This window comes from Halopseudomonas sp., from assembly GCF_036960865.1.
GTDB lineage: Bacteria > Pseudomonadota > Gammaproteobacteria > Pseudomonadales > Pseudomonadaceae > Halopseudomonas.
The window spans coordinates 151,653-172,302 of the sequence record NZ_JBALWE010000001.1; the positions used below are offsets into that span (position 1 = coordinate 151,653).

The following is a 20,650-nucleotide window of genomic DNA, read 5'->3' on the forward strand; positions in this document are numbered from 1 at the left end:
AAGGATGTCAGAAACGCGGAGATACCTTCAGCACATAGAGTTGGAAGAGATAACGAAGCCAAGCACAGAATGGCTTAGCATTCCTTCGCAGCTTCATGACCTCACAGCAAAAGCCTTTGAGACGCTATACACTTGCTACGGGGAGAACACTAATCAAAACCCGGCAGACAAACAGATTACAGAGCGTTTGATTGATGACGCTCTTTCGCCTATTGCAAAAAGAATCTACGAGGGAAAACAGACGCCAGAAGGACAAAGGGCCTATAGCCGTGGACGCTTATTTTCCACCAGCCTTTCATCGCTCGATACAGAGATGAGAGGCGTTATTCAAGAGCAAGCGAGCATGGCGGCCTTGATGATTTACCAAATTGATAGGCTTATTGACCTGCAAAAAGCGGGGAGCATTGAAAGCATCTTGGACGTGTTCGCAGACCTTTCAAACTTGCACGGCGAACTGACTCGATCCGAAGAATATGAATGTGTAATGGCTGACGCGGAATGGGAAGTAGTCAATCAGGCAAGCAAAAGGGCCAAGCTTCGTCATAAAGAAACCAATCAGAATAAAATCAAAGCGCTAGCCGAGTGGGAAAAGACTGGACATAACTATAGCAGCATGGCTGCTTTCGCCACACAGCGCCGTAAAGCTTACGACGTTAAGGAGCGTACCTTGTACGACTGGATCAGAGGGCATTGCAGGCAAAAGCTATAAGTACAGTCTACGCGCAGACTGTACAGTTTGCGTGCAAACAGCACTACAAAGCACACCCGTAATGCATAATTATCGACAGCCATTGCCACTACGCGCTGATAAGCGCAAAGGAGTTCTGGTTATGTCTACCCGCTACATCATGCGTCTGCCGGAAGTGATCGAGAAAACCGGCTACAAGCGCGCCAGCATTTACAACTTCATGGCGGTCGGCAGCTTTCCGAAGTGTCGTCGCATCGGCCCGCGCGCCGTCGGCTGGGATAGCCTGGAGGTTGAAGCCTGGATCGCCAAGCAACTGGGGGAGGTCGCCTAAATGACAGGCAAAGAAAAGGCCGACCCGAAGGCTAGCCCCAATACACAGAGCCCCAATAATACCAGCGCCAGCGCTCAACGTGCGCGCCTGCTGGAGCGCCTGCACGCTGGCCCGGTGGATACCATCACCGCCCGCAATGACCTGAACCTGATGATGCCTGCTGCCCGCATCAAGGAGCTGCGCAACGCCAGCCACACCATCAAAACCCAGCGCATCACCCTGACCGACGAGCACGGCCGCACGCATCACGGCGTCGCCCTGTACTTCCTAAGCCAGTCGGAGGCATAACCCATGACCACCAATCAACACTGCCGGCAGGCGGTGACGCCCCCGGCTTGCCTGCAAACAACCAACGCCCTGCTGCTGGCGCTGCAACCCGCTGGCCCTGACCTGATATTGCTGCTGGCGCTGGAGGTGCTGCTATGGACTGCGTAACCGCTTTCCGCGATGCCCTGCAATCCGTCTGTGGCCCGTTGGACTGGCTGCCGGAGGCCGACGGCTGCATTCACCGCTTCACCGTCCCCGGCGACCGGCCTGGCAGCAGCAACGGCTGGTATGTGCTCTTTGCCGACGGCATTGCTTCGGGATCGTTCGGCAGCTGGAAGACCGGAGGCTGTCACACCTGGAGCAGCCGGGAGCCTGCCGACGCGCGCGAAGCCGAACACCTGCGCCAGCAAATGGAACAGGCCCGCCGCCAACGAGAGGCAGACAAACACCTGCGCCAGCAGGCCGCCGCCAAGTACGCCCGCAAGCTGTGGCGCGATGCCCGCCGTGCTGACCCCGGCCACCCCTACCTAACCGCTAAGGGCTGCCGGCCCTACAACCTGCGCCAGTTGGCTGATGCTCTGCTGGTGCCACTGACCCACAACGGCGAGCTGGTGAACGTGCAACGCATCCACCCCGACGGCAGCAAGCGCTTTCTGTCGGGTGGTCGCGTAAAGGGCTGCTGTAGCCCACTGGGGCTGATACAGGCAGGCCAGCCGCTATATCTGTGCGAAGGCTGGGCCACCGGCGCAACTCTGCACCAGAGCACCGGCCACCCCGTCGCCTGCGCGATGAACGCCGGCAACCTGCTATCCGTCGGGCAACAGCTGCAACGCACCTACCCTGACGCCTTGCTGATCGTGGCCGGTGACGACGACCGCCAGACCGAGGGCAACCCCGGCAAGACCGCTGCCATTACCGCCGCCGCGACGCTGGGCTGTGGCCTGATCCTGCCGCCTTGGTGCGGTGATGAACCCCTGACCCTGACCGACTTCAACGACCTGCGCCAATGGCAGGAGGGCAAGCAATGACGCTAATACCCGAAGCGCAAAGCCCCATTCAAATGGCCATCCGCAATCTGGAGCACGATGCCGGCGCACTGTACGCCCCTGCTGTACTGGAACAACTGCGCGAAATGCGAAGCAAGGACCCCGCCGCTTTTGCTCGCCTACGTCTGCAAGTGAAAGCTACCAAGCATCTGAGTATGGTGGAGTTCGACCGGCTTACGGCTGGCAGCAAAGACGATGCGACGCCCGAAGCCGCCATATTCCCCGAAGTCGAAGCATGGCCCGACCTGGTGGATGGTGCCGACTTGCTGGACGACATAACCCACGCCCTAGCCCGCCATGTTGTCGCTGACAAGGAAACACTGCGCGCCGCTGCATTGTGGTCTGCATTCACTTGGCTGGTGGACGCGGTACAAGTGGCCCCCATTGCGAACATCACCGCCCCTGAAAAACGCTGTGGCAAGTCCATACTGCTCACCGCCCTGGGCAAGCTGGCCTATCGTCCCTTGCAAGTGTCCAACATCGCCCCAGCCGCCCTATTCCGTTCAATCGAACTATGGGCACCGACACTGCTGATTGACGAGGTAGACGCCTTTTTAGCGGCCCACGAAGATGCACGCGGCATTCTCAACTCTGGCTTTACCCGTGACAGTGCAACGGTAATTCGTTGTGTGGGCGACGATCACACACCCACCCCGTTCAACGTATGGGGAGCCAAAGCGCTGTGCGGTATCGGTAAGATTGCCGACACCCTGGCAGACCGCAGCGTGCCACTTCGCCTGCGCCGCCGTACAGCAGGCGAAACCGTAGAAAGCCTGCGCCATTCTGACCCTGCCCTGTGGGAACAACTGCGCGCCCGCCTGGCCCGCTTTGCATTGGATAGCGCCAGCACCATCGCTACCGCCAGACCGGCACCGATACCCGGCCTGAACGACCGTGCTAACGATGCTTGGGAACCCCTGTTATCCATTGCCGATCTGGCCGGGGAGCACTGGCCGAAATCAGCCCGGCATGCCGCCATAGCGCTGCACGGCCTTGAGGGCGAATCGCCAAGCGTGGGTGCCGAACTGCTGGCCGATGTTAAAGCGGTGTTCGACGCTAAACACGCTAACAGGGTATTCAGCGCCGACCTGCTGACCGCGCTGCTGACTGACGATGAATCGCCGTGGGCAACGTGGAACCGAGGCAAGCCCATGACGCCTCGGCAGCTATCAGCCAAGCTGGCAGACTTTGGCATCAAGTCAAAAGACGTGCGCCAAGGCTTTGAGGTGAAAAAGGGCTATCACCTGGAACAGTTCGCCGACGCCTTTGAACGCTACCTTTCCGCTGACACCCCAGCTCCAAGCGCTACAACGCTACAAGCCAGTAACCACGCGGGTTACAGCGTTGCGCAAAGCGCTACACACACACCCACAGAAACCCCAAACGCAACACGCAAAGCCACGGCTGGCGCGGTTTGTAGCGTTGTAGCGGATAGAACATCCCCTAACGGAAGAAAAGAAGAACAGGCCCCGCTGTTTGAGGGGGAGATATGAACCCCGCTCACCTGATCGAACATGCCCGCCAATCCGGCATCATTCTGGCGCTGAATGCCGACCGCCTAGCCTGGAGCGCCAGCAAGGAACCATCGCCCGAACTGCTGACCCAGTTACGCGAAAGCAAAGCCCAAATCATTGAGCACCTACGCCAGCAGCAATGCGCCTGGCTAGACCGGGTGGCCGCCCTGCTGAACACCAGCGCCAGCAATCTGCTGGAGCATGGATTGATCGACCTGGACGACCTGGCGGAGCAGTACCGCATGCACCCGCGCTTTGCCGCCCGACTGATCGAGTCTAGCCCTGCATGGCTAGGGGTAAGGCTGGTAGGAGACGAGGTACGAGCGCCCCACGCGCGGGAGAGCAAAGCCAGCAAGGCAGTAACATCCCGGCAACACCCACTGGAGTGGCTAACAGCGCGTGACGCCCTTTACTGCCATGCAGTGGGCAACTGCAAGGAATGCTACCCACCAGCAGGCCGCTATTGCTCAATAGGTGCCGCGCTGCTGGCTCTGTACCGGCGGGCGATGCGATGAGCAACTCAGAGCGACTGCGCAGCCGATGGCGGGAATACCACCGCCTCGATATCGCCGCTAGCAAAAAATAAAGGGTATACGGATTTAATGGTTGATGGGGCACCTTCACCCCATCAATCTGATACCACCCTCAGATGGTTGATAGATCGACTCCGTAGTTGAGTTCCTCTGCGAAGTCCGGCAGTCCGTAACCGATGGTTTTCTTGTAGAAAGGAGAGACCTTCGCAGTCGGTGCCTTCTTCTTGTGCTTCGTGGTGTAGAGCATTCGTGCCCGCATCACCTCGAAGGAGTAACCGCGCCCTTCACGGTTCTTGTCCTTGGCCAGTCGGTTGATGGACTCCGTGTAAGCGTTGGTGACGGGCATGTCCGTCTCGAAGTAGGTCATGGTCTCTTCGCGCCAGTTTCCCACTGCCCTGACCAGATCGCTCCAGACTTCCTTTTGGCCCTTCGGGATGGTGGCTATCCACTCGTCCAGGGCGGCTTCTGCCTGGAGCCGTGTGGTGGCGTCCCAGATGCCGTAGAAGCGCTCCTTGTGCTCGTAGGCGGCCAGCAGTTGCGGGAACGCGCCTGTCCAGGTCTCCATGATGAGGCGCTCCCGGTCTGAGACTTCGTGAGCGCGTTTCAGCAGGATTTTCCGGTCTCCCTTGAGAGTCCGGCTCTGGGACGGTTTCAGCTCCTTTCTGAGGCCCTTGCGCACTCTCTCTAGGGCATCGTTGGCCATGCGCACCACATGGAACTTATCGACCACGATACGGGCCTGGGGCAGCACAGCCTTGACCGCTGCCCGGTAGGGGTTCCACATGTCCATGCTGACGATCTCGACCTTCTGCCGGTCTTTCAGCTTCATCAGGTAGTTGGTCACCACGTCCTGGCGGCGGGTGGCCAGCAGGTCGAGCAGGGTTCGCTCCTCAATGTTGGTCAGAATGCAGCGGTAGCGCTTGTTCAGGTATAGCTCGTCAATGCCCAGGATGCGGGGCGTCTCGAAGCGGTGCCAGCGCCCCAGGAACTCGGCGCGGGCGTTGAAGATGTCGCGCACCGTCTTCTCGTCCAGGCCGGTCTGTGCCGCCACAAAGGTGTAGGGGTGGTTGAAGGATTCCTTCTCCACGTACTCATGCAGCCGCAGTGTCATACGGAATCCGTCCACCATCTCCGGTAGCTGGGGCCTGAATGTTGTCTTGCAGGCCCGGCAGGTGTATCGGCGGCGGACCACCCAGAGAGTGACCCGCTTGCCGTGGATGGGCAGATCACGATAGGGAACGTCACGCTTGCCGAACCGTACGAACTCACCCTGCACGCCGCATTCCTCGCAGGCGATGGGATCGGGCACGTCCACCTGGAAGTGCATTTCGTCGTCGGTTGATTTGCAGCCCAGTACTTGGTATTGCGGCAGGTGAAGGATGTTGTCGGGAAGTTCGGTCATGGTGTTGTATAGGCGTAGGTGTCAGTCAGATCCATCCGACTCGGCATTGGTGTTTGCTTTTTTACCCAACAAGCTGCTGGAAACGAAAAGTAAGGCACCGAGGACAATTGCAATATCAGCCAGGTTGAAGGCCGGCCAATGCCAGTCTCGCCAATAGAAATCAAAGGAATCCACAACATAGCCGCGAAGGACCCGGTCAATCAGGTTGCCCATGGCGCCACCGAGGATAAGACTGTAAGCGATGGCTTCTCCTTTATGACGATTTTCAAGGATCAGCTTGATCAGAAAAATCGAGACCACTACCGCGATTCCGATAAAAAAGTAGCGCTGCCAGCCTCCACCATTCGCAAAAAGACTGAATGCGGCACCGGTGTTCCATAGGTGCACCCAGTTAAAGAACGGGGTCACCGAAACATACTCGCCATAGGCCATTGATTGCTGCACCAGCCACTTTACAGCCTGATCAGACGCTGCCAGCAGGCCCGATATGGACAATAGGGCATACGGCGAGAGCTTTTTGCCAATAATGAGCATTATTTAACCCTTCAACGCCAAAATGCGTCTGGCACCGTTAAGTACAATGCCCCCCGCGATGGTGCCGATAATCAGATCCGGATAATTGGAACCGGTCCACGCGACCAGGGCGCCGGCGGTGATGACCCCCAGGTTGATCACCACGTCGTTGGCCGAGAATATCCAGCTTGCCTTCATGTGCGCCCCGCCTTCCCGATGTTTGGATATGAGCAGCAGACAACTGGTATTGGCAATCAATGCGACGAATGCGATAGCCATCATCACCAGCGATTCAGGCTCACTACCGAATACAAAGCGTCTCACCACCTCTACGAGCACGCCCACAGCCAAGATCAGTTGCAGTACACCAGCAAGATGCGCGGCACGTACCTGCATTTTCACGCTATGTCCAACCGCATAAAGGGCAAGCCCGTACACCGCCGCATCGGCAAAATTGTCCAGGGATTCTCCAATCAGGCCGGTGGACCGGGCGATCAGACCGGCAGTCATTTCCACCACGAACAGAAGTGCATTGATGCCGAGCAACCAGCGCAGGGTCCCGGATTCTTGCTTAGCAGAAGCTGCCGAAAACTCGGCGGCCTTGATGGTCTCCGGATTTGCAGCGACGGTTTCCTGAAGCGAGGCGCCTAGCCCCAAGGTCTTCAGTTTCGAGGTGACGGGCTCGACCTCGCCGTCATGCACGACCTTCAGCCGGCGGTTCGACAAGTCGAAGGACAGCGCCCGAATCTCCTCAAAGCCGTTCAGGGCTAGGCGAATCATTCGTTCTTCTGATGGACAGTCCATCTTCGGCACGGCATAAACACTGACCCATCTCCCTGGCGCCTCGGAGGAGGCCTGTATATCGGTATCCGCTGCGGACGTTGCATCACCGCCACAGGCGCCACCACAGGATTTGCTCATGATACGACTCCACTTGAACAATGTTGTGGTACCATTTAAAACTATAAAGCTACTATAAGGTCAATAGAGTAAAGAATCCGTTGGGGAGGAGGCTGATGCGCATTGGTCAGTTGGCGCAGTTGGTAGGGGTCGAAACACAGACAATCCGCTTCTATGAACAGCAGGGCTTGTTGCCGCCGCCTGATCGGCAGGACAACGGTTACCGTGTCTATACCGAGAAGCATGGTGAGGGGCTGGCCTTCATCCGTCGCTGCAGAATCCTGGGCCTGTCACTGGCTGAGATTCACGAACTACAGAGCTATCAGGACGACCCTCATCAGCCTTGTACCGCCGTCAACACCTTGCTCGATGATCACATCTCTCATGTGCGGTCGCAGATAACCGCTCTGCAAGCGCTTGAGAAACAACTCGTTTCACTGAGAGCGAGTTGCAACGATGACCGGGAAGTTGAGGCGTGTGGGGTTCTTGCTGGAATTAGCGAAGGAAACATGCACCAGCAGTAGGTGAAGCATCAACCAGATAATCCGATGAGATGCCGGTCTGTCTCACTCTCATGCAAAGGTAAGATCAACCATTTAATCCGCTTACCCAAAATAAACTAGCAAAAGCTAGCTCAATCAAGGCTCCGCTTAAAGCCGGGATGAATCTTCAGGGCGAGCATTAAGGAAGCAAATGGCAACAACAGTCCAGCCAGCGCTCCGCTTATCAGCCCGCCAAAAAGAAGGTTCCCGAAACTGATATGGAACCCGACGAAACTACCTGCTATCAAGATACTACCGCCCCATCTAGTTAACGCTTCTGCAGCTAGATACGCTCGTCTGTTGAAAGCACTGTAAAAAATACGCGGATAGTTACTCGGGTCTCCGGCTAAGCTGTACTCTGCCGGATACAAAGCCGCTCGCACTGCCAAGTTCAGAAGTATCAAAACGAGACCTGCCCAAATCATATTGACCTCCTGCGCTTCAGCGCCTTTCGATCACAACGTCGGGGACCGGCGCATATTCGGGGCGCCTCAGGCTAGAGTCAGAGCTGGTCAAACACTGGAAAGTAACGTCAACCGTTCCGCCAGGTAAATGGCTAGAAGCTCCAGAGGTAAGATTATTAACCATGATCTCCCTACCCATAGCTATGCACGCTTGGTTAGCCTCTGTAAGCGCCAAACGCTTAGCCGCAGAGACACCGCCTCTCGCTGGAGCCGCGTGAACCGAAACAGAATAGGTATCTGGGCCGAGCTTTAACACACCACTGGATTGCGAACACCCAACCAAAACAAAGATAGGAAATAACAATAGGTAGTTTTTCATGGCGACCACTTCCTTGCAAACGCCAAATGAGATTTATAAGCAGTAGATTATTAGTCTGTAGATGCTAACACGGTATCAGGCGACGCTCTATCCATGAAAAAGCCCGCCTTATCGAACTCTAGCACCGCACGCGAACGCATCTCGGAAAACCTCAAGCGTTTGAGAAAAGAAATGAGGCTAAGCCAAGAAAAAACAGCAGAATTAGCTGACTTCCATCGCACCTACGTTTCCCAGCTAGAACGCCGAGTTACAAACGTCAGCATCGATGGGCTTGAGCGATTAGCTTCAGCACTCGGTGTTGATATTCAAGAGCTTCTCAAGCCGGTCGACTCAAAAGATGGCAGCCCGATACCCTAAGGTTGATTTTCGGAGCGGTACGCGCGCGATTGGACAGTCGATTCTCTTACTATCCCTTACCGAAGCAGCGTTAATACCTGCTGTAACAGGTCTAACGAAAGCCGTTTTATCAAAAAACAACACCTGATGGGGGATCAAGTGGGGGATTACCAAGAAGGAAAAACAACAAAGCCCCGGTATACGGGGCTTTGAGGTTCACATCTGGCGGAGAGTCAGGGATTCGAACCCTGGGAACAGTTGCCTGTTCAACGGATTTCGAATCCGTCCCATTCGACCACTCTGGCAACTCTCCAATTCGGTGCGCATAGTAGCAGCTTTCACCGGTCAGGCGGAAGCCGCAACAGCGCTCAGGGCAGCTCTACGCCAAGGCGCTTGGCGACTTCCTCGTAGGCTTCGATAACGCCGCCAAGACCTTGACGGAAGCGGTCCTTGTCCATTTTTTTGCGGGTCTCCTTGTCCCAGAGACGGCAACCGTCAGGGCTGAATTCGTCGCCCAGGACAATCTCGCCCTTGAACAGGCCAAATTCCAGTTTGAAGTCCACCAGCATCAGCCCTGCTTCGTCGAACAAGCCCTTCAGAACGTCGTTGACCTGCAGCGTCAGCGTCTGCATCCGAGCCAGCTGCTCGGCAGTAGCCCAGCCGAAGGTGACCACGTGAGACTGGTTGATGAAGGGATCACCCTTGGCATCGTCCTTCAGAAACAGCTCGAAGGTCGGTGGTGTAAGAGCCATGCCTTCTTCCACGCCAAGGCGCTTGACCAGGCTACCGGCAGCATAATTGCGTACCACGCATTCCACCGGAATCATATCGAGCTTCTTGACCAGGCATTCGGTATCGGAGACCAGCGCATCGAACTGGGTCGGGATGCCGGCGTCCTGCAGCTTCTGCATGATGAACGCGTTGAAGCGGTTATTGACCATGCCCTTGCGGTCGAGCTGCTCGATTTTCTTGCCATCGAAGGCGGAGGTGTCGTTGCGAAACAGCAGTATCAGGCGATCCGGATCGTCTGTGGTGTAAACCGATTTGGCCTTGCCGCGATAAAGTTCAGTACGTTTTTCCATTATCGGCTCCCGCTTGCGCGCAATGGTGATGGGACAATCCCGAAATAGTCTGCCAGGGCAAGCCCTGATTCTGTTCTGCCAGCAGCAGCTCACCGGTCCAGTTTGCCAGTGCCTCAGTCAAAGCGTCGCGAGCCAGCTCCGGCCGGTTGTTCTTTTCACTAATGTGAGCAATGGCGATGTGTTGCAACTGCTCCAGGTCAATCATGCTCAACAGGCCGGCAGCCTGCTGATTACTCAAGTGGCCCAATTCGCCGCCAACACGGGCTTTCAAGAAGCCCGGATACGGTCCATAGGCCAGCATGTGCGGATCATAGTTGGCTTCCAGAAAGAGTGCATCCAATCTGGCGTACTGCTCGATAATCCAAGGGGTGATGGTGCCGGTATCGGTCAACACGCCCAATCGTTGTTGACCGTTGTCGAAAATGAACTGGCAGGGCTCTCGAGCATCATGCGGCACAGCGACCGGACTGATCTCCAAATCATCAATCACCACCCGGGTGTTAAGATCCAGCCAGCGCAGATCCAAGCCTTCGCCGCGCAGGGCGTAGCCGGTCCCCGGTGTCAGGTAAACCGGCAGATCATAGCGCCGCGCAAGCTTGGCTACTCCCTGGATATGATCCGAATGCTCGTGAGTGACCAGAATCGCCGTCAGCTGCTCTCCGACCAGACCCGCCTGCCGCAGACGCTGCTCGGTAGCGCGCAGACTAAAGCCGCAATCCACCAGCAGGCGCGTCTGGCCCTGCTCGATCAGGGTGCCGTTACCCTTGCTACCGCTGCCGAGGGAGCAGTACCGCACCGCCTTCTGGCCCCTCGTTCAGATTGCTCTGAATCTTGTTCAGCACGTCACTCACTACGGCGGCGTCTGCGGCCTTGTCTATGCCCGCTTCAACGCTCACTTCAACGCGATTGGAGACCGGCGTCAGGCGAACCTGAATCTGATTCTCGTCTGCAAGCTTGTCCGCTTCGTCTTCTTCATCGTCACCGCCAAACCAACCAGAGAAGAAACCAGGCTCTTCCTTCTCACTGCGCGTCTGATCAAGGTCGACATAATAAACGCCAGCGCTGCGGTTAAAGTCTGTCACTAATACGTCGCCGCGTGACAGGGCATCACCCACTTCGACCCAGGCGCGGTTGAAATCGGTGCTCATGTAAAGCACGTCGTTGCCGGCGCCGTCTTTCTCAATACTGGTTTGCGTCGGACCACTGTTGGCTAGGCTCTGCCCCTGCCCGGCGTCACTGTTGGCAAGACTCTGATTAAGGTAGGTTTCCAGCTCGGCGAGCAGGCCGCGCTCAAAGCCTGCACTGTTGGAACGGGATGGCCATTCGCTTTCGTCGTCATCAATATCGCGGCTCTGGTGCAGCACGCGTACTTCACTGGAACCTGCGTTCACGCCCGGCTCCAGACGCACGCGAAAACGCTGCTCCTGACCTTCAATGCTGCGCCCTTCCTCAAGAGTCGGCAGCACGCGGCGCACCAGCGGGCTGCTCGACGCCGCGGAGAAGTCGACCCACTCGGTCTCAAACTGGCTCAGAGCACGATCCCTTTCCGCCAAGGGAACCTGATAGTCGGCCCAGAAGCGCTCCATCAACGGCCAGACTTCGGATGTCGGCAGTTGCGCCAACAACCAGCGGCGACTGCCATCCTGCTGCACCGAAAACGCGGAGCTATCTGCGCTGGCCAGCAACGGCTGCGGCCGTGGCGTTTCAAAGCCATCGTCAGAGGCAGGCGCGGCAGAAATCTGGCCAGGCACTGGCAGCAGATCGCCAATCGGTTTGCTCTGCAGATCGTTCGGAACCGTCATGCGTGGCTCGACGCGGGCATCCTGATAGTCACTGCCACGGTCGCGGAAATAACCTTCATCTCCGATGAGATAACCACAGCCGCTGAGGCTGGCCAGTACACCCAGAGTCAGTGCGCTAAGCACAGGCTTCATAAACGTTTCCTTGGTAAACAGATTTCCGGTTTTGCTCACAGCAGCCCGCACTGATGCAAGGCTTCGTGCACGGTATCGTGACAACGGGGGCTCAGGGGGGTCAGCGGCAAACGAATGCCATCAGCGATCAACCCCATTTCCTGCAGGGCCCACTTCACCGGTATGGGATTGGACTCGATAAACAATGTCTTGTGCAGCGGCATCAACGCTTCATTCATGCTGCGCGCAGCGTCGTGATCACCGCGCAATGCGGCAGCACAGAGCTCGTGCATGGCACGTGGCGCGACGTTGGCCGTAACCGAAATATTGCCCTTGCCGCCGAGCAGAATCAGCTCAGCTGCAGTAGCGTCATCACCGGAATACACCGCCATGCGATCCGCCACACGCTCGATGACCTCGGCCGCGCGCTGCAGATCCCCCGTTGCTTCCTTGATACCGACGATGTTGCTGATATCTGCCAAACGCTCAACCGTTTCAGGCAGCATATCGCAGGCAGTGCGGCCGGGAACGTTGTAGAGAATCTGAGGGATGGCAACGGTTTCTGCAATGTACTTGTGGTGCAGATACAAGCCTTCCTGCGTTGGCTTGTTGTAATAAGGGGTGACCAGCAGCGCGGCGTCAGCGCCAACGCTACGTGCGGCCTCCGTCAGCTCGACCGCCTCTCGAGTTGAGTTGGCGCCAGTGCCGGCAATCACCGGAATTCGTCCGGCAACCTGCTGAACCACACGACGGATCGCTTCCTTGTGCTCGGCCATGTCGAGGGTAGCCGACTCACCTGAGGTACCCACCGCAACAATACCGTCGGTGCCGTTCTCAAGATGAAAATCAATCAGGCGCTCAAGAGCCTGCCAATCCAGGCCTCCGCGAGAATCCATCGGTGTTACCAGCGCCACCAGGCTGCCTGAAATCATGCCACTGCTCCACTTGAAACATTAAACGACAATGGTACTTTCACCCTGCAGCCGGCACAAGGGACGGCCACACCCAAATAGCACCTGTCAGCCGCCTGAAACTCCTAGTTGAACCCTCCGCGGCAGGCTGTGACAATAACCGCTGAGTTTTTTTGCGCGCCAACCGGCCCGTAACGCCCCTTTTTGAGGATCACCATGTCCAGCACTCCCACTCAGCGCGACCAGTACCTGGTCATCAACGTCATGGGACAGGAAACCACGGCGCTTGCCAGCCTGCTAACGCGTCTGTGCACGGAACAGCGTTGCGTCATCATCAGCAGCCGCATGAGCCGGCACGGGACCTGCGCGGTATTGCTGCTGCAGGTCAGCGGCAACTGGGATGCCCTGGCACGACTGGAAACCCTGTTACCACCCCTGGCCAAGCGTGAACACTTTGTGCTGTCCATGAGCCGCAGCCAGAGCCTGGAGGAGCGCCCACAAGCCCTGCCCTACAACGTCTTTGTAACCGCCGCACAGCGTCCCGAACTGGTAGGTGAGCTGTGCACCTTTTTCCAGCAGCTCAGTATTGACATCGAAGACCTGCAAAGTTTCACCTACCTTGCGCAACATACCGGTACGCCAATGCTGAACCTGACGCTGACTATCGCCATCCCGGCACGCACTCAGCTCAGTTGGCTGCGCGAGCAGTTTCTCGATTTCTGCGATGAACTCAATCTCGACGCAGTAATCGAACCTTGGCGTCCACTGCATTGAATCTGACGAGGTAAGCATGCAAGTCGAACTGAACCAGCCACTACCCCCGTTTTCGGTCAAGGCGACCGGCGAGCAGACCATCAGCCCTGCCGATCTGGTCGGAAAAAAGGTAGTGATCTATTTCTACCCCAAGGACAACACCCCCGGCTGTACCACAGAAGGCCAGGACTTCCGCGATCAGTACCCCGCCTTTCAAGCTGCCGGGGCGGTAGTTTTTGGTGTATCACGTGACAGCCTGCGCACACACGCCAACTTCAAGGCCAAGCATGAATTCCCCTTCGAGCTGATCAGCGACCCAGACGAAGAGTTCTGCAAACTGTTCGACGTCATCAAGCTGAAAAAACTCTACGGCAAAGAATACGAGGGAATCGAGCGCAGCACCTTCTTGATTGATGCTCAGGGCGTCCTACGCCAGGAGTGGCGCAAAGTGAAAGTACCGGGACACGTATCCGAAGTATTGGCGGCTACTCAGGCGCTAAGCTGAGCAGCTCGCCCGCCGCACCTCAGGGATCGACGACCACGACGGTATCTGAGTGCGCGGCGCTATCGCTCGCCGCCTCCAGACCACGCGGCCAGGCATAGAGTACAGCCTTGAACAAGGTCGCCAGCGGGATCGCAAAGAAGACACCCCAGAATCCCCACAAGCCGCCGAAAATCAGTACGGCGGCAATAATGGCAACCGGGTGTAGATTCACCGCTTCAGAGAACAGAATAGGCACAAGTACGTTTCCATCGAGCATCTGAATCACGCCGTAAACCACCATCAGCACCATGAACTCGTTGCTCAGACCCCATTGAAACAACCCGATGAGCGCCACCGGAATGGTTGCGACTGTAGCGCCTATGTAGGGAACCAGCACAGAGAGCCCAACCAGTACCGCCAGCAGCGCGGCGTAATTCACCCCGAGAATCGCAAAACAGATGTAAGTGACAGCGCCAACAATGAGAATTTCCGTCGCCTTGCCACGAATGTAATTGCCGATCTGCTCGTTCATTTCCAACCACACCAGGTTCATCAACCGCCGTTCACGCGGCAGGTGGCGCACCAGCCATTCGGTCAATTGCAGACTGTCTTTGAGGAAGAAGAACACCAGAATCGGCACCAGCACCAGATAAACCAGCATGGTGACTATAAAAGGCAGGCTCGATAGCGACTGCGACAGTATCCACTGACCAAACTCACCTACCTCGCCGTTGACTGACGCGATCAAGCGTTCGATCTGCGTTTCCGAGACGATGGAGGGATATAGCTCCGGCAAATGCATAAGCTGCGCCTGCCATTCGCCAATCATTCGCGGCGCTTCATTGAAGAGGTTGAGCATCTGCCGCCAGACCAGCGGCAACACCACCCCTAGCAATGCCGCCAGGGCCCCAAGAAATACCAGGAAGACCAGCCAGACCGCCATCCAGTGCGGCAGGTGCCAACGCTGCAACCGTGTTACCAGCCCCTGCAGCAGATACGCGAGCACAACCCCAGTCAACAAAGGTGCCAGCTTGCCGCCAAAGGTAATGATGATGGCAAACCCCAGTGCCAGTACTACTGCCAGCACCACCGCCTCTTCATCTGAAAAGTAGCGCTGAACCCAACCTTGAAACACTTTTAACATGATGATTAATCTGCTTTGCGCAACCAATAATGGAATTCGCCGTCCAACTCGCGTGAAGCCAGCAGCTGGTGCCCGGACAGCTCCGCAAAGCGCTGGAAATCGCGCTGCGAGCCTGCGTCAGTGGCCACCACATAAAGAGTCTGTCCTGATAGTATGCTGTTGAGGGCCTGCTTGGCTTTCAGCAGAGGTAAGGGACAACTCAGACCTCGCGCATCCAGCTGACAATCGACAGGTAGGTTATGTGACTCCGGGACCATGCATACACTCCAGAACGAATGGGCGACAGTATAGCCTTGTCGGCACGCCGACGGACAACCTGAACTCATGGGTATGAAGCAAAATATGACAATGAAAAGAATACCCACGCCACGTTGGCTGTGCTGCCTGGTGCTGGGCGCTGCGCTGATACTGCCTGCCTTGCCCAGCGAGGCCGGCGACGGCTACAACCTGCCCACGCTGGGCGACACCAGCTCTTCAATGATGTCGCGCGAGCAAGAGTATCAAATGGGCCGTACTTGGCTAACCATGCTGCGCGGGGCCGTTCGGACTCTGGAAGACCCGCAGCTCAAGAACTTCGTCGAAAACCGCGTCTACGCATTGGCCGAAACCAGCCAGCTAACCGACCGCCGGCTCGCGTTCGTGATGATCGACAGCCCCGAGCTCAACGCCTTTGCCGCACCCGGCGGCGTGGTTGGCGTAAACGGCGGCCTGTTCCTGCATGCGCAGACCGAGGCCGAGTTCGCCTCGGTCATGGCCCACGAATTGGCGCACTTGTCGCAACGCCACTTTGCTCGCGGCCTGGAACAGCAGCAAAAAATGCAGGTGCCGTTCATGACCGCCATGCTGGCCAGCATCGTTCTGGCCGCCGCCGGTGGCGGTGACGCCGGCTTTGCCGCCCTGGCGTCAACGCAGGCGGCCGCGATTCAGGAGCAGCGCCGCTTCTCCAGGCAGAACGAGCAGGAAGCTGACCGCATAGGCCTGACCAACTTGGTGGCTGCCGGCTATGACCCACTGGCCATGCCCAATATGTTCGAGCGCCTGGCCCAGCTCAGCCGCTTTGACTCCACCCCGCCCGAATTTCTGCTGACGCACCCGGTCAGCCAGTCGCGGATGGCCGATACGCGAAACCGTGCGGCGCAGCTGCCGGCAGGTGGTGAAGGCGACACGGTGGAGTACCAGATGATGCGCGCGCGCGTGCAGATTTACTACGAAAGCAGCCCCGGCCTATCAGCCAAACGCTTTCGCGTACTGCTGGATGAGCACGATGGCAAACACGACGCCGCGCGCTACGGCCTGGCCCTGGCGTTGACGCGCGGTGGCCAGCACGATGCTGCCGCCGAAACGCTCGCTCCGCTACTGCAGAAAGAGCCGCACAATCTGACAGTGGCCATGGCGCAGATCGAGATAGACACCAACCGCGGTGATCTGGCTGCAGCCCTCGCGCGCACTCGTGAACTGATGCAAGGTTACCCCGGCAACTTTCCGCTGCAGTTCACAGAGGCAGACCTACTCCTGAAGAAACAGGACTACATCGCAGCGGAAAAAGCCATCAACCGGCTCGCAGCACAACGCACGGACGACCCAGATGTGTGGTATCTGGCAGCAGAGATTCGTGGTCTGGCGGGAAACATTCTGGGAGTACATCTGGCGCGCGCGGAGTATTTCATGCAAACCGGCGACACACAGCAAGCCGAGGAACAACTCGCGCTTGCGCTCAAGCGAGCTGACGGCAACTTCGTTGTAAGCTCTCGTATTCGAGATCGTCAAGAAGAACTGGCCCGGCGGCGAAAACAGCTAGAGGAACTGTAATCACAACGTGGTGGCCGCTGACGGAGATAGGTCAGCGGCCACCAGTCAGGCATTACCTTTAACGGCCATGCTAGCCAAGCGCGTGAAATCGAGCATGCGATCCAATGGCTTGACCGCGCGCGGGATCAACTGCGGATCAACGATAATCTCATCAGTGCCGTGCTCCAGACTCTGCAGTACACGCGGCAGCGTGTTCATCGCCATCCATGGGCAATGCGCACAACTTCGGCAAGTGGCGCCGTTACCGGCTGTCGGCGCATCGATCAACAGGCGATCCGGTGCTGCCTGCTGCATCTTGTAGAAAATGCCGCGATCTGTGGCCACGATGAACGTCGGATTCGGCAGCTCCTGCGTCGCCTTGATCAACTGACTGGTAGAGCCCACTACGTCCGCCAGCTCGACTACCGCCTGGGGTGACTCGGGATGCACCAGTACCGCCGCGTCGGGATAGACCTTGCGCAGATCCTCCAGCGCTTTGGCCTTGAATTCCTCATGCACGATGCAGGAGCCTTCCCATAGCAGCATATCGGCACCGGTCTCACGCTGAATGTAGTTACCCAGATGCTGATCGGGCGCCCAGAGGATTTTTTCGCCCTTGTCCATCAGGTGCTCGACAATGGGTAGCGCACAGCTTGACGTTACCACCCAATCCGCCCGCGCTTTGACCGCTGCAGAGGTGTTGGCATAGACCACGACAGTCCGATCCGGATGTTGATCGCAATAAGCGGAAAACTCGTCGATCGGGCAACCGATATCCAGAGAGCAGGTCGCCTCCAGCGTGGGCATCAGCACCCGCTTCTCGGGACTCAGGATCTTGGCGGTCTCGCCCATAAAACGCACACCCGCTACCAGCAGGGTGCTGGCTGGGTGGTCACGACCGAAACGCGCCATCTCCAGCGAGTCAGACACGCAGCCGCCTGTCTCTTCCGCCAACTCCTGCAACAACGGATCAGTGTAGTAGTGCGCTACCAGCACAGCGTTGTGAGCTTTCAGCGAAGCCGCGATGCGCGCCTTGTAATCTGCCTTCTCGGCGTCACTCAAGGGCGCAGGTGCCTTGGCATCAAGGTGTGCCTGCACCAGCAGGCGTTCGGAAATCTGCGACATATTCTCTTCCGTCCGGAGAACAATAGTAGGCGGCGATTGTAACACGCCTCTCCCTACTCGACGCCTGCGCGCACGCCAGCAGCATAGAAAGGCGGCATGGGTGGTACACAGCTTCAGCGCCGCCGAATCTACAGGATCAGCGCATACTCATGAGCACTTAAACGAAATGCTGATGCCGACCGCCCGGAAGTGTGCCTTACATACCGAGGCTGCGTCGGCCAAGAGCGCCACGGCATTCCGATCATTTCGCAAGGCGAAGATCGAGCTGGCATGCAAGCAGTCAAGGCGGATTGAACTGTATCGGGATAAAGCAAGAAGAGGCACTACAGAAACGCGGAGAAGTCCAAAATGGTGGGTCGTGTAGGATTCGAACCTACGACCAATTGGTTAAAAGCCAACTGCTCTACCAACTGAGCTAACGACCCGTTTGGACGCGCGCTATATTAATGATTTAGCGTTGAAATTCAAGTTTTTTTTGAGCTTCCAGCCGACTTTAACGGTAGCGCGTCGGGTCAGGCATATTGGCTGCCGCAAAACCTTCTGCGCGCAAACGGCAGCTATCGCAACGTCCGCAGGCCTGCCCGAGCTGATCAGCCTGATAGCAGGAGACTGTGAGTGCGTAGTCCACACCCAAGCGGCTGCCCGCCTGTACAATTTCTGCTTTGCTCAGGTGTTGCAATGGCGCCTGAATGCGAAACGGCTGCTCTTCTACACCCGCTCGCGTGGCGAGGTTCGCGAGTTGCTCGAAAGCATGCACAAATTCTGGTCGGCAATCGGGATAGCCAGAGTAATCGACTGCATTTACCCCAATGAAAATATCCTGCGCACCCAGTACCTCCGCCCAACCTAACGCCAGGGAAAGAAACACCGTGTTGCGTGCCGGGACATAGGTCACCGGGATGCCGGCTTGCGGTTGCTCGGGAACAGCCAGGCTGCTATCGGTCAACGCAGAACCACCCATGCCGTCTAGATCGAGTCCGATAACCTTGTGCTCCACCACACCGGCAGCACGTGCCAGTGCCTTGGCCGCGTCGAGCTCGGCGCGATGCCGCTGGCCATAATCGAAGCTCATGCTGTAACACTGGTAATCTTGCGCCTGTGCCAACGCCAATACGGTCGCGGAATCCAGGCCACCAGACAGCAGCACCACGGCTTTGCCGCGAGACGCCGATTCACTCATGCGCTTATCTCCCAGGAAGGTACAGCAGCGGCAGCGGCGGACGCCGCTGCGCGAGAGCCTAGTTCAGGTTATTAAGCTCACGACCAGCCAGTTGCGCCGCAGAGGAATCCGGATACTTGCTGACAACCTGTTGAAACAAGTCACGCGCTTTATCGTCGTGCCCCAGGCGACGCTCAACCTCACCCAACTTGTACATCGCATCAGATTCCTTGCGGTGGTTGGGATAACGGCTGATTACCTGAGCAAACGACTTGCCCGCGGATTCCAGATCGGACTGCACCAGATACACTTCCCCCAACCAGTACTGGGCATTCCCAGCGTACTGACTATCGGGATAACGGCGCAGAAAGGCGGTAAAGGCTTGGGCGGCCTTGTCGAATTCACGCGCCTTAACCAGATCAAAGGACGCGTCGTAAAGCAGCTTCTCGCGCTCCGGGTCGGCGGGAGCCGTACCCTGGGCCTGGCTTGCGCTCTCGGAAGGCGCTGTTGCCGCCGCGCTTGACGCGGCACCACCCTCAGCCATACCGGCTGAAGATGCAGGGGAATTATTGTTGGACAACCTACGATCAATATCCTCGTAGCGATCCAACTGGTCACGCTCCATCTGCTTCAGCTTGTAGCCTTGCTCTTCCAGCAGGCCGCGCAGCATGGTTACTTCCTGCTGCAACTGATACAGCTGTTGGTACAACTGGCCTTCACTGGAAAGGCCAGCCGTGGTCTGAGGGGCTACAGAGGAGCCCGGATAGTTGGTGCTGGTATTATTGCCCGAGCTACCTTCCGACACCGGGACCTGCGCCATCGCACCCAGGGGCGCCAATAGGCAGGCAAATGCAACTCCTCTGAAACCTTTCATAAGACCTCTTCTATTACTTGCGCAGCTCTACGCGACGGTTCTGAGCCATGCTTTCTTCGCTAGAACCCATAACAGCAGGCTTCTCTTCGCCGTAGGAAACCAGTTCCAGTTGCGCAGGAGAAACGCCTTGCAGTACCAGGTAGCGCTGAACAGCAGCAGCACGACGCTCGCCCAGAGCCATGTTGTATTCACGGGTGCCACGCTCGTCAGTGTGACCTTCCAGAACAACGCGGTTGCCAGCAGACTTCAGATCCTTGGCGTGAACGTCCAGAGAGCGCATGGCTTCTGGCTTCAGCTCGGAGCTGTCGTATTCAAAGTAGAAAGTGGTAACAGCGCGCAGAGCGGCTTCTTCGCTGCTCATGCCGTTGTCCATACCTGCGCCGGAGGTGCCTGCACCGTAACCAGCGTTAGGATCAACTGCGCCAGTACCGGAAGCGTCGCCGCCTTTTGAGGAGCAACCTACAACAACGCCGAACGCGACAACCAGAGCAGCCATTTTACCGAACTTGATAACTTCCATCATGAACTCCTATTAACCCCATATGGTTTAGTGTTGGTGCGC

26 protein-coding genes and 2 tRNA genes are annotated in these 20,650 nt (G+C 57.4%); 12 read left to right on the forward strand and 16 right to left on the reverse strand.

All coding sequences use genetic code 11. From position 1 onward, the window contains the following. The first annotated feature begins 4 nt into the window (after positions 1 to 4). The 7 genes from V7747_RS00595 (at position 5) to V7747_RS00625 (ending at position 4,361) form a co-directional block, all read left to right on the forward strand. Positions 5 to 709 (forward strand): hypothetical protein, encoded by a 705-nt coding sequence (locus V7747_RS00595; RefSeq protein WP_335614127.1) that lies wholly within the window; start codon positions 5 to 7, stop codon positions 707 to 709. Positions 710 to 830: 121 nt separating this feature from the next. Then, positions 831 to 1,019: an AlpA family transcriptional regulator gene (locus V7747_RS00600; protein WP_335614128.1), complete on the forward strand. Its 189-nt coding sequence runs from the start codon at positions 831 to 833 to the stop codon at positions 1,017 to 1,019. After that, entirely contained in the window at positions 1,020 to 1,307 is a 288-nt protein-coding gene (locus V7747_RS00605) for a helix-turn-helix domain-containing protein (protein ID WP_335614129.1), read from the forward strand. It abuts the gene before it with no gap. A gap of 3 nt (positions 1,308 to 1,310) precedes the next feature. Next, positions 1,311 to 1,454: a hypothetical protein gene (locus V7747_RS00610; protein ID WP_160003171.1), complete on the forward strand. Its 144-nt coding sequence runs from the start codon at positions 1,311 to 1,313 to the stop codon at positions 1,452 to 1,454. After that, positions 1,442 to 2,314 (forward strand): toprim domain-containing protein, encoded by an 873-nt coding sequence (locus tag V7747_RS00615; RefSeq protein WP_335614130.1) that lies wholly within the window; start codon positions 1,442 to 1,444, stop codon positions 2,312 to 2,314. Before V7747_RS00610 ends, V7747_RS00615 begins: the two co-directional genes overlap by 13 nt. Next, positions 2,311 to 3,825: a DUF3631 domain-containing protein gene (locus V7747_RS00620; RefSeq protein ID WP_335614131.1), complete on the forward strand. Its 1,515-nt coding sequence runs from the start codon at positions 2,311 to 2,313 to the stop codon at positions 3,823 to 3,825. Before V7747_RS00615 ends, V7747_RS00620 begins: the two co-directional genes overlap by 4 nt. Then, complete coding sequence (locus V7747_RS00625; protein WP_335614132.1) at positions 3,822 to 4,361, forward strand: hypothetical protein; 540 nt, start codon at positions 3,822 to 3,824, stop codon at positions 4,359 to 4,361. Before V7747_RS00620 ends, V7747_RS00625 begins: the two co-directional genes overlap by 4 nt. Before the next feature lie 130 nt (positions 4,362 to 4,491). Here V7747_RS00625 and V7747_RS00630 read toward each other — a convergent pair whose 3' ends face one another. From V7747_RS00630 to V7747_RS00640, 3 genes are read right to left on the reverse strand one after another with little or no spacing between them, the layout of a single operon-like run. Next, positions 4,492 to 5,781 carry an ISL3-like element ISPpu12 family transposase gene (locus V7747_RS00630; protein ID WP_004574636.1) on the reverse strand — a complete coding sequence of 430 codons (1,290 nt, stop codon included), beginning with the start codon at positions 5,779 to 5,781 and terminating at the stop codon, positions 4,492 to 4,494. Between the two features lie 21 nt (positions 5,782 to 5,802). Continuing rightward, entirely contained in the window at positions 5,803 to 6,315 is a 513-nt protein-coding gene (gene lspA, locus V7747_RS00635; RefSeq protein ID WP_335614133.1) for a signal peptidase II, read from the reverse strand. Positions 6,316 to 6,318: 3 nt separating this feature from the next. After that, positions 6,319 to 7,215, reverse strand: a complete 897-nt coding sequence (locus V7747_RS00640) for a cation transporter (RefSeq protein ID WP_004364974.1) — start codon at positions 7,213 to 7,215, stop codon at positions 6,319 to 6,321. 95 nt (positions 7,216 to 7,310) lie between these two features. Here V7747_RS00640 and cadR point away from each other — a divergent pair, with 95 nt between their 5' ends. Further along, the gene (gene cadR, locus V7747_RS00645; protein ID WP_007148576.1) at positions 7,311 to 7,718 is read left to right on the forward strand and encodes a Cd(II)/Pb(II)-responsive transcriptional regulator; all 408 of its coding nucleotides are present in this window, start codon (positions 7,311 to 7,313) and stop codon (positions 7,716 to 7,718) included. 110 nt (positions 7,719 to 7,828) lie between these two features. Here cadR and V7747_RS00650 read toward each other — a convergent pair whose 3' ends face one another. After that, entirely contained in the window at positions 7,829 to 8,161 is a 333-nt protein-coding gene (locus V7747_RS00650; RefSeq protein WP_335614134.1) for a hypothetical protein, read from the reverse strand. Positions 8,162 to 8,612: 451 nt separating this feature from the next. Here V7747_RS00650 and V7747_RS00655 point away from each other — a divergent pair, with 451 nt between their 5' ends. Beyond that, complete coding sequence (locus V7747_RS00655; protein ID WP_335614135.1) at positions 8,613 to 8,876, forward strand: helix-turn-helix domain-containing protein; 264 nt, start codon at positions 8,613 to 8,615, stop codon at positions 8,874 to 8,876. A gap of 202 nt (positions 8,877 to 9,078) precedes the next feature. On the opposite strand, the gene V7747_RS00660 is transcribed toward V7747_RS00655, so the two are convergent. From V7747_RS00660 to dapA, 5 genes are all read right to left on the reverse strand, one after another. Further along, positions 9,079 to 9,168, reverse strand: a tRNA-Ser gene (locus V7747_RS00660). Between the two features lie 55 nt (positions 9,169 to 9,223). Beyond that, on the reverse strand, positions 9,224 to 9,937 hold the full coding sequence (gene purC, locus V7747_RS00665; protein WP_335614136.1) for a phosphoribosylaminoimidazolesuccinocarboxamide synthase: 714 nt from the start codon (positions 9,935 to 9,937) through the stop codon (positions 9,224 to 9,226). Then, the gene (locus V7747_RS00670) at positions 9,921 to 10,733 is read right to left on the reverse strand and encodes an MBL fold metallo-hydrolase (RefSeq protein WP_335614137.1); all 813 of its coding nucleotides are present in this window, start codon (positions 10,731 to 10,733) and stop codon (positions 9,921 to 9,923) included. Before V7747_RS00670 ends, purC begins: the two co-directional genes overlap by 17 nt. Further along, on the reverse strand, positions 10,705 to 11,871 hold the full coding sequence (gene bamC / locus V7747_RS00675; protein ID WP_335614138.1) for an outer membrane protein assembly factor BamC: 1,167 nt from the start codon (positions 11,869 to 11,871) through the stop codon (positions 10,705 to 10,707). Before bamC ends, V7747_RS00670 begins: the two co-directional genes overlap by 29 nt. Before the next feature lie 35 nt (positions 11,872 to 11,906). Beyond that, complete coding sequence (gene dapA, locus V7747_RS00680; protein ID WP_335614139.1) at positions 11,907 to 12,782, reverse strand: 4-hydroxy-tetrahydrodipicolinate synthase; 876 nt, start codon at positions 12,780 to 12,782, stop codon at positions 11,907 to 11,909. Positions 12,783 to 12,977: 195 nt separating this feature from the next. On the opposite strand from dapA, the gene V7747_RS00685 reads away from it, so the two are divergent. Together V7747_RS00685 and V7747_RS00690 are read left to right on the forward strand one after the other, a co-directional pair. Continuing rightward, the gene (locus V7747_RS00685; protein WP_335614140.1) at positions 12,978 to 13,535 is read left to right on the forward strand and encodes a glycine cleavage system protein R; all 558 of its coding nucleotides are present in this window, start codon (positions 12,978 to 12,980) and stop codon (positions 13,533 to 13,535) included. Positions 13,536 to 13,551: 16 nt separating this feature from the next. Continuing rightward, a complete protein-coding gene (locus tag V7747_RS00690) occupies positions 13,552 to 14,019 on the forward strand; it encodes a peroxiredoxin (protein ID WP_335614141.1) in 468 nt (155 codons plus the stop codon). 19 nt (positions 14,020 to 14,038) lie between these two features. Here V7747_RS00690 and V7747_RS00695 read toward each other — a convergent pair whose 3' ends face one another. Both V7747_RS00695 and V7747_RS00700 read right to left on the reverse strand, forming a co-directional pair. Next, the gene (locus V7747_RS00695) at positions 14,039 to 15,142 is read right to left on the reverse strand and encodes an AI-2E family transporter (protein WP_335614142.1); all 1,104 of its coding nucleotides are present in this window, start codon (positions 15,140 to 15,142) and stop codon (positions 14,039 to 14,041) included. A gap of 5 nt (positions 15,143 to 15,147) precedes the next feature. Beyond that, a complete protein-coding gene (locus V7747_RS00700) occupies positions 15,148 to 15,399 on the reverse strand; it encodes a sulfurtransferase TusA family protein (protein ID WP_092288165.1) in 252 nt (83 codons plus the stop codon). A gap of 85 nt (positions 15,400 to 15,484) precedes the next feature. Here V7747_RS00700 and V7747_RS00705 point away from each other — a divergent pair, with 85 nt between their 5' ends. Beyond that, positions 15,485 to 16,951, forward strand: a complete 1,467-nt coding sequence (locus V7747_RS00705) for a M48 family metalloprotease (RefSeq protein WP_335614143.1) — start codon at positions 15,485 to 15,487, stop codon at positions 16,949 to 16,951. A 45-nt stretch (positions 16,952 to 16,996) separates the two neighbouring features. Here the strand turns inward: V7747_RS00705 and nadA are convergent, their stop codons facing one another. The 5 genes from nadA to pal form a co-directional block, all read right to left on the reverse strand. Beyond that, a complete protein-coding gene (nadA, locus tag V7747_RS00710; RefSeq protein ID WP_335614144.1) occupies positions 16,997 to 18,055 on the reverse strand; it encodes a quinolinate synthase NadA in 1,059 nt (352 codons plus the stop codon). A gap of 349 nt (positions 18,056 to 18,404) precedes the next feature. Then, positions 18,405 to 18,480, reverse strand: a tRNA-Lys gene (locus tag V7747_RS00715). A gap of 68 nt (positions 18,481 to 18,548) precedes the next feature. Next, positions 18,549 to 19,235 carry a 7-cyano-7-deazaguanine synthase QueC gene (queC, locus tag V7747_RS00720; protein ID WP_335614145.1) on the reverse strand — a complete coding sequence of 229 codons (687 nt, stop codon included), beginning with the start codon at positions 19,233 to 19,235 and terminating at the stop codon, positions 18,549 to 18,551. A 58-nt stretch (positions 19,236 to 19,293) separates the two neighbouring features. Continuing rightward, positions 19,294 to 20,088: a tol-pal system protein YbgF gene (gene ybgF, locus V7747_RS00725; protein WP_335614146.1), complete on the reverse strand. Its 795-nt coding sequence runs from the start codon at positions 20,086 to 20,088 to the stop codon at positions 19,294 to 19,296. Positions 20,089 to 20,101: 13 nt separating this feature from the next. Next, the gene (gene pal / locus V7747_RS00730) at positions 20,102 to 20,608 is read right to left on the reverse strand and encodes a peptidoglycan-associated lipoprotein Pal (RefSeq protein WP_335614147.1); all 507 of its coding nucleotides are present in this window, start codon (positions 20,606 to 20,608) and stop codon (positions 20,102 to 20,104) included. Positions 20,609 to 20,650: the final 42 nt, after the last annotated feature.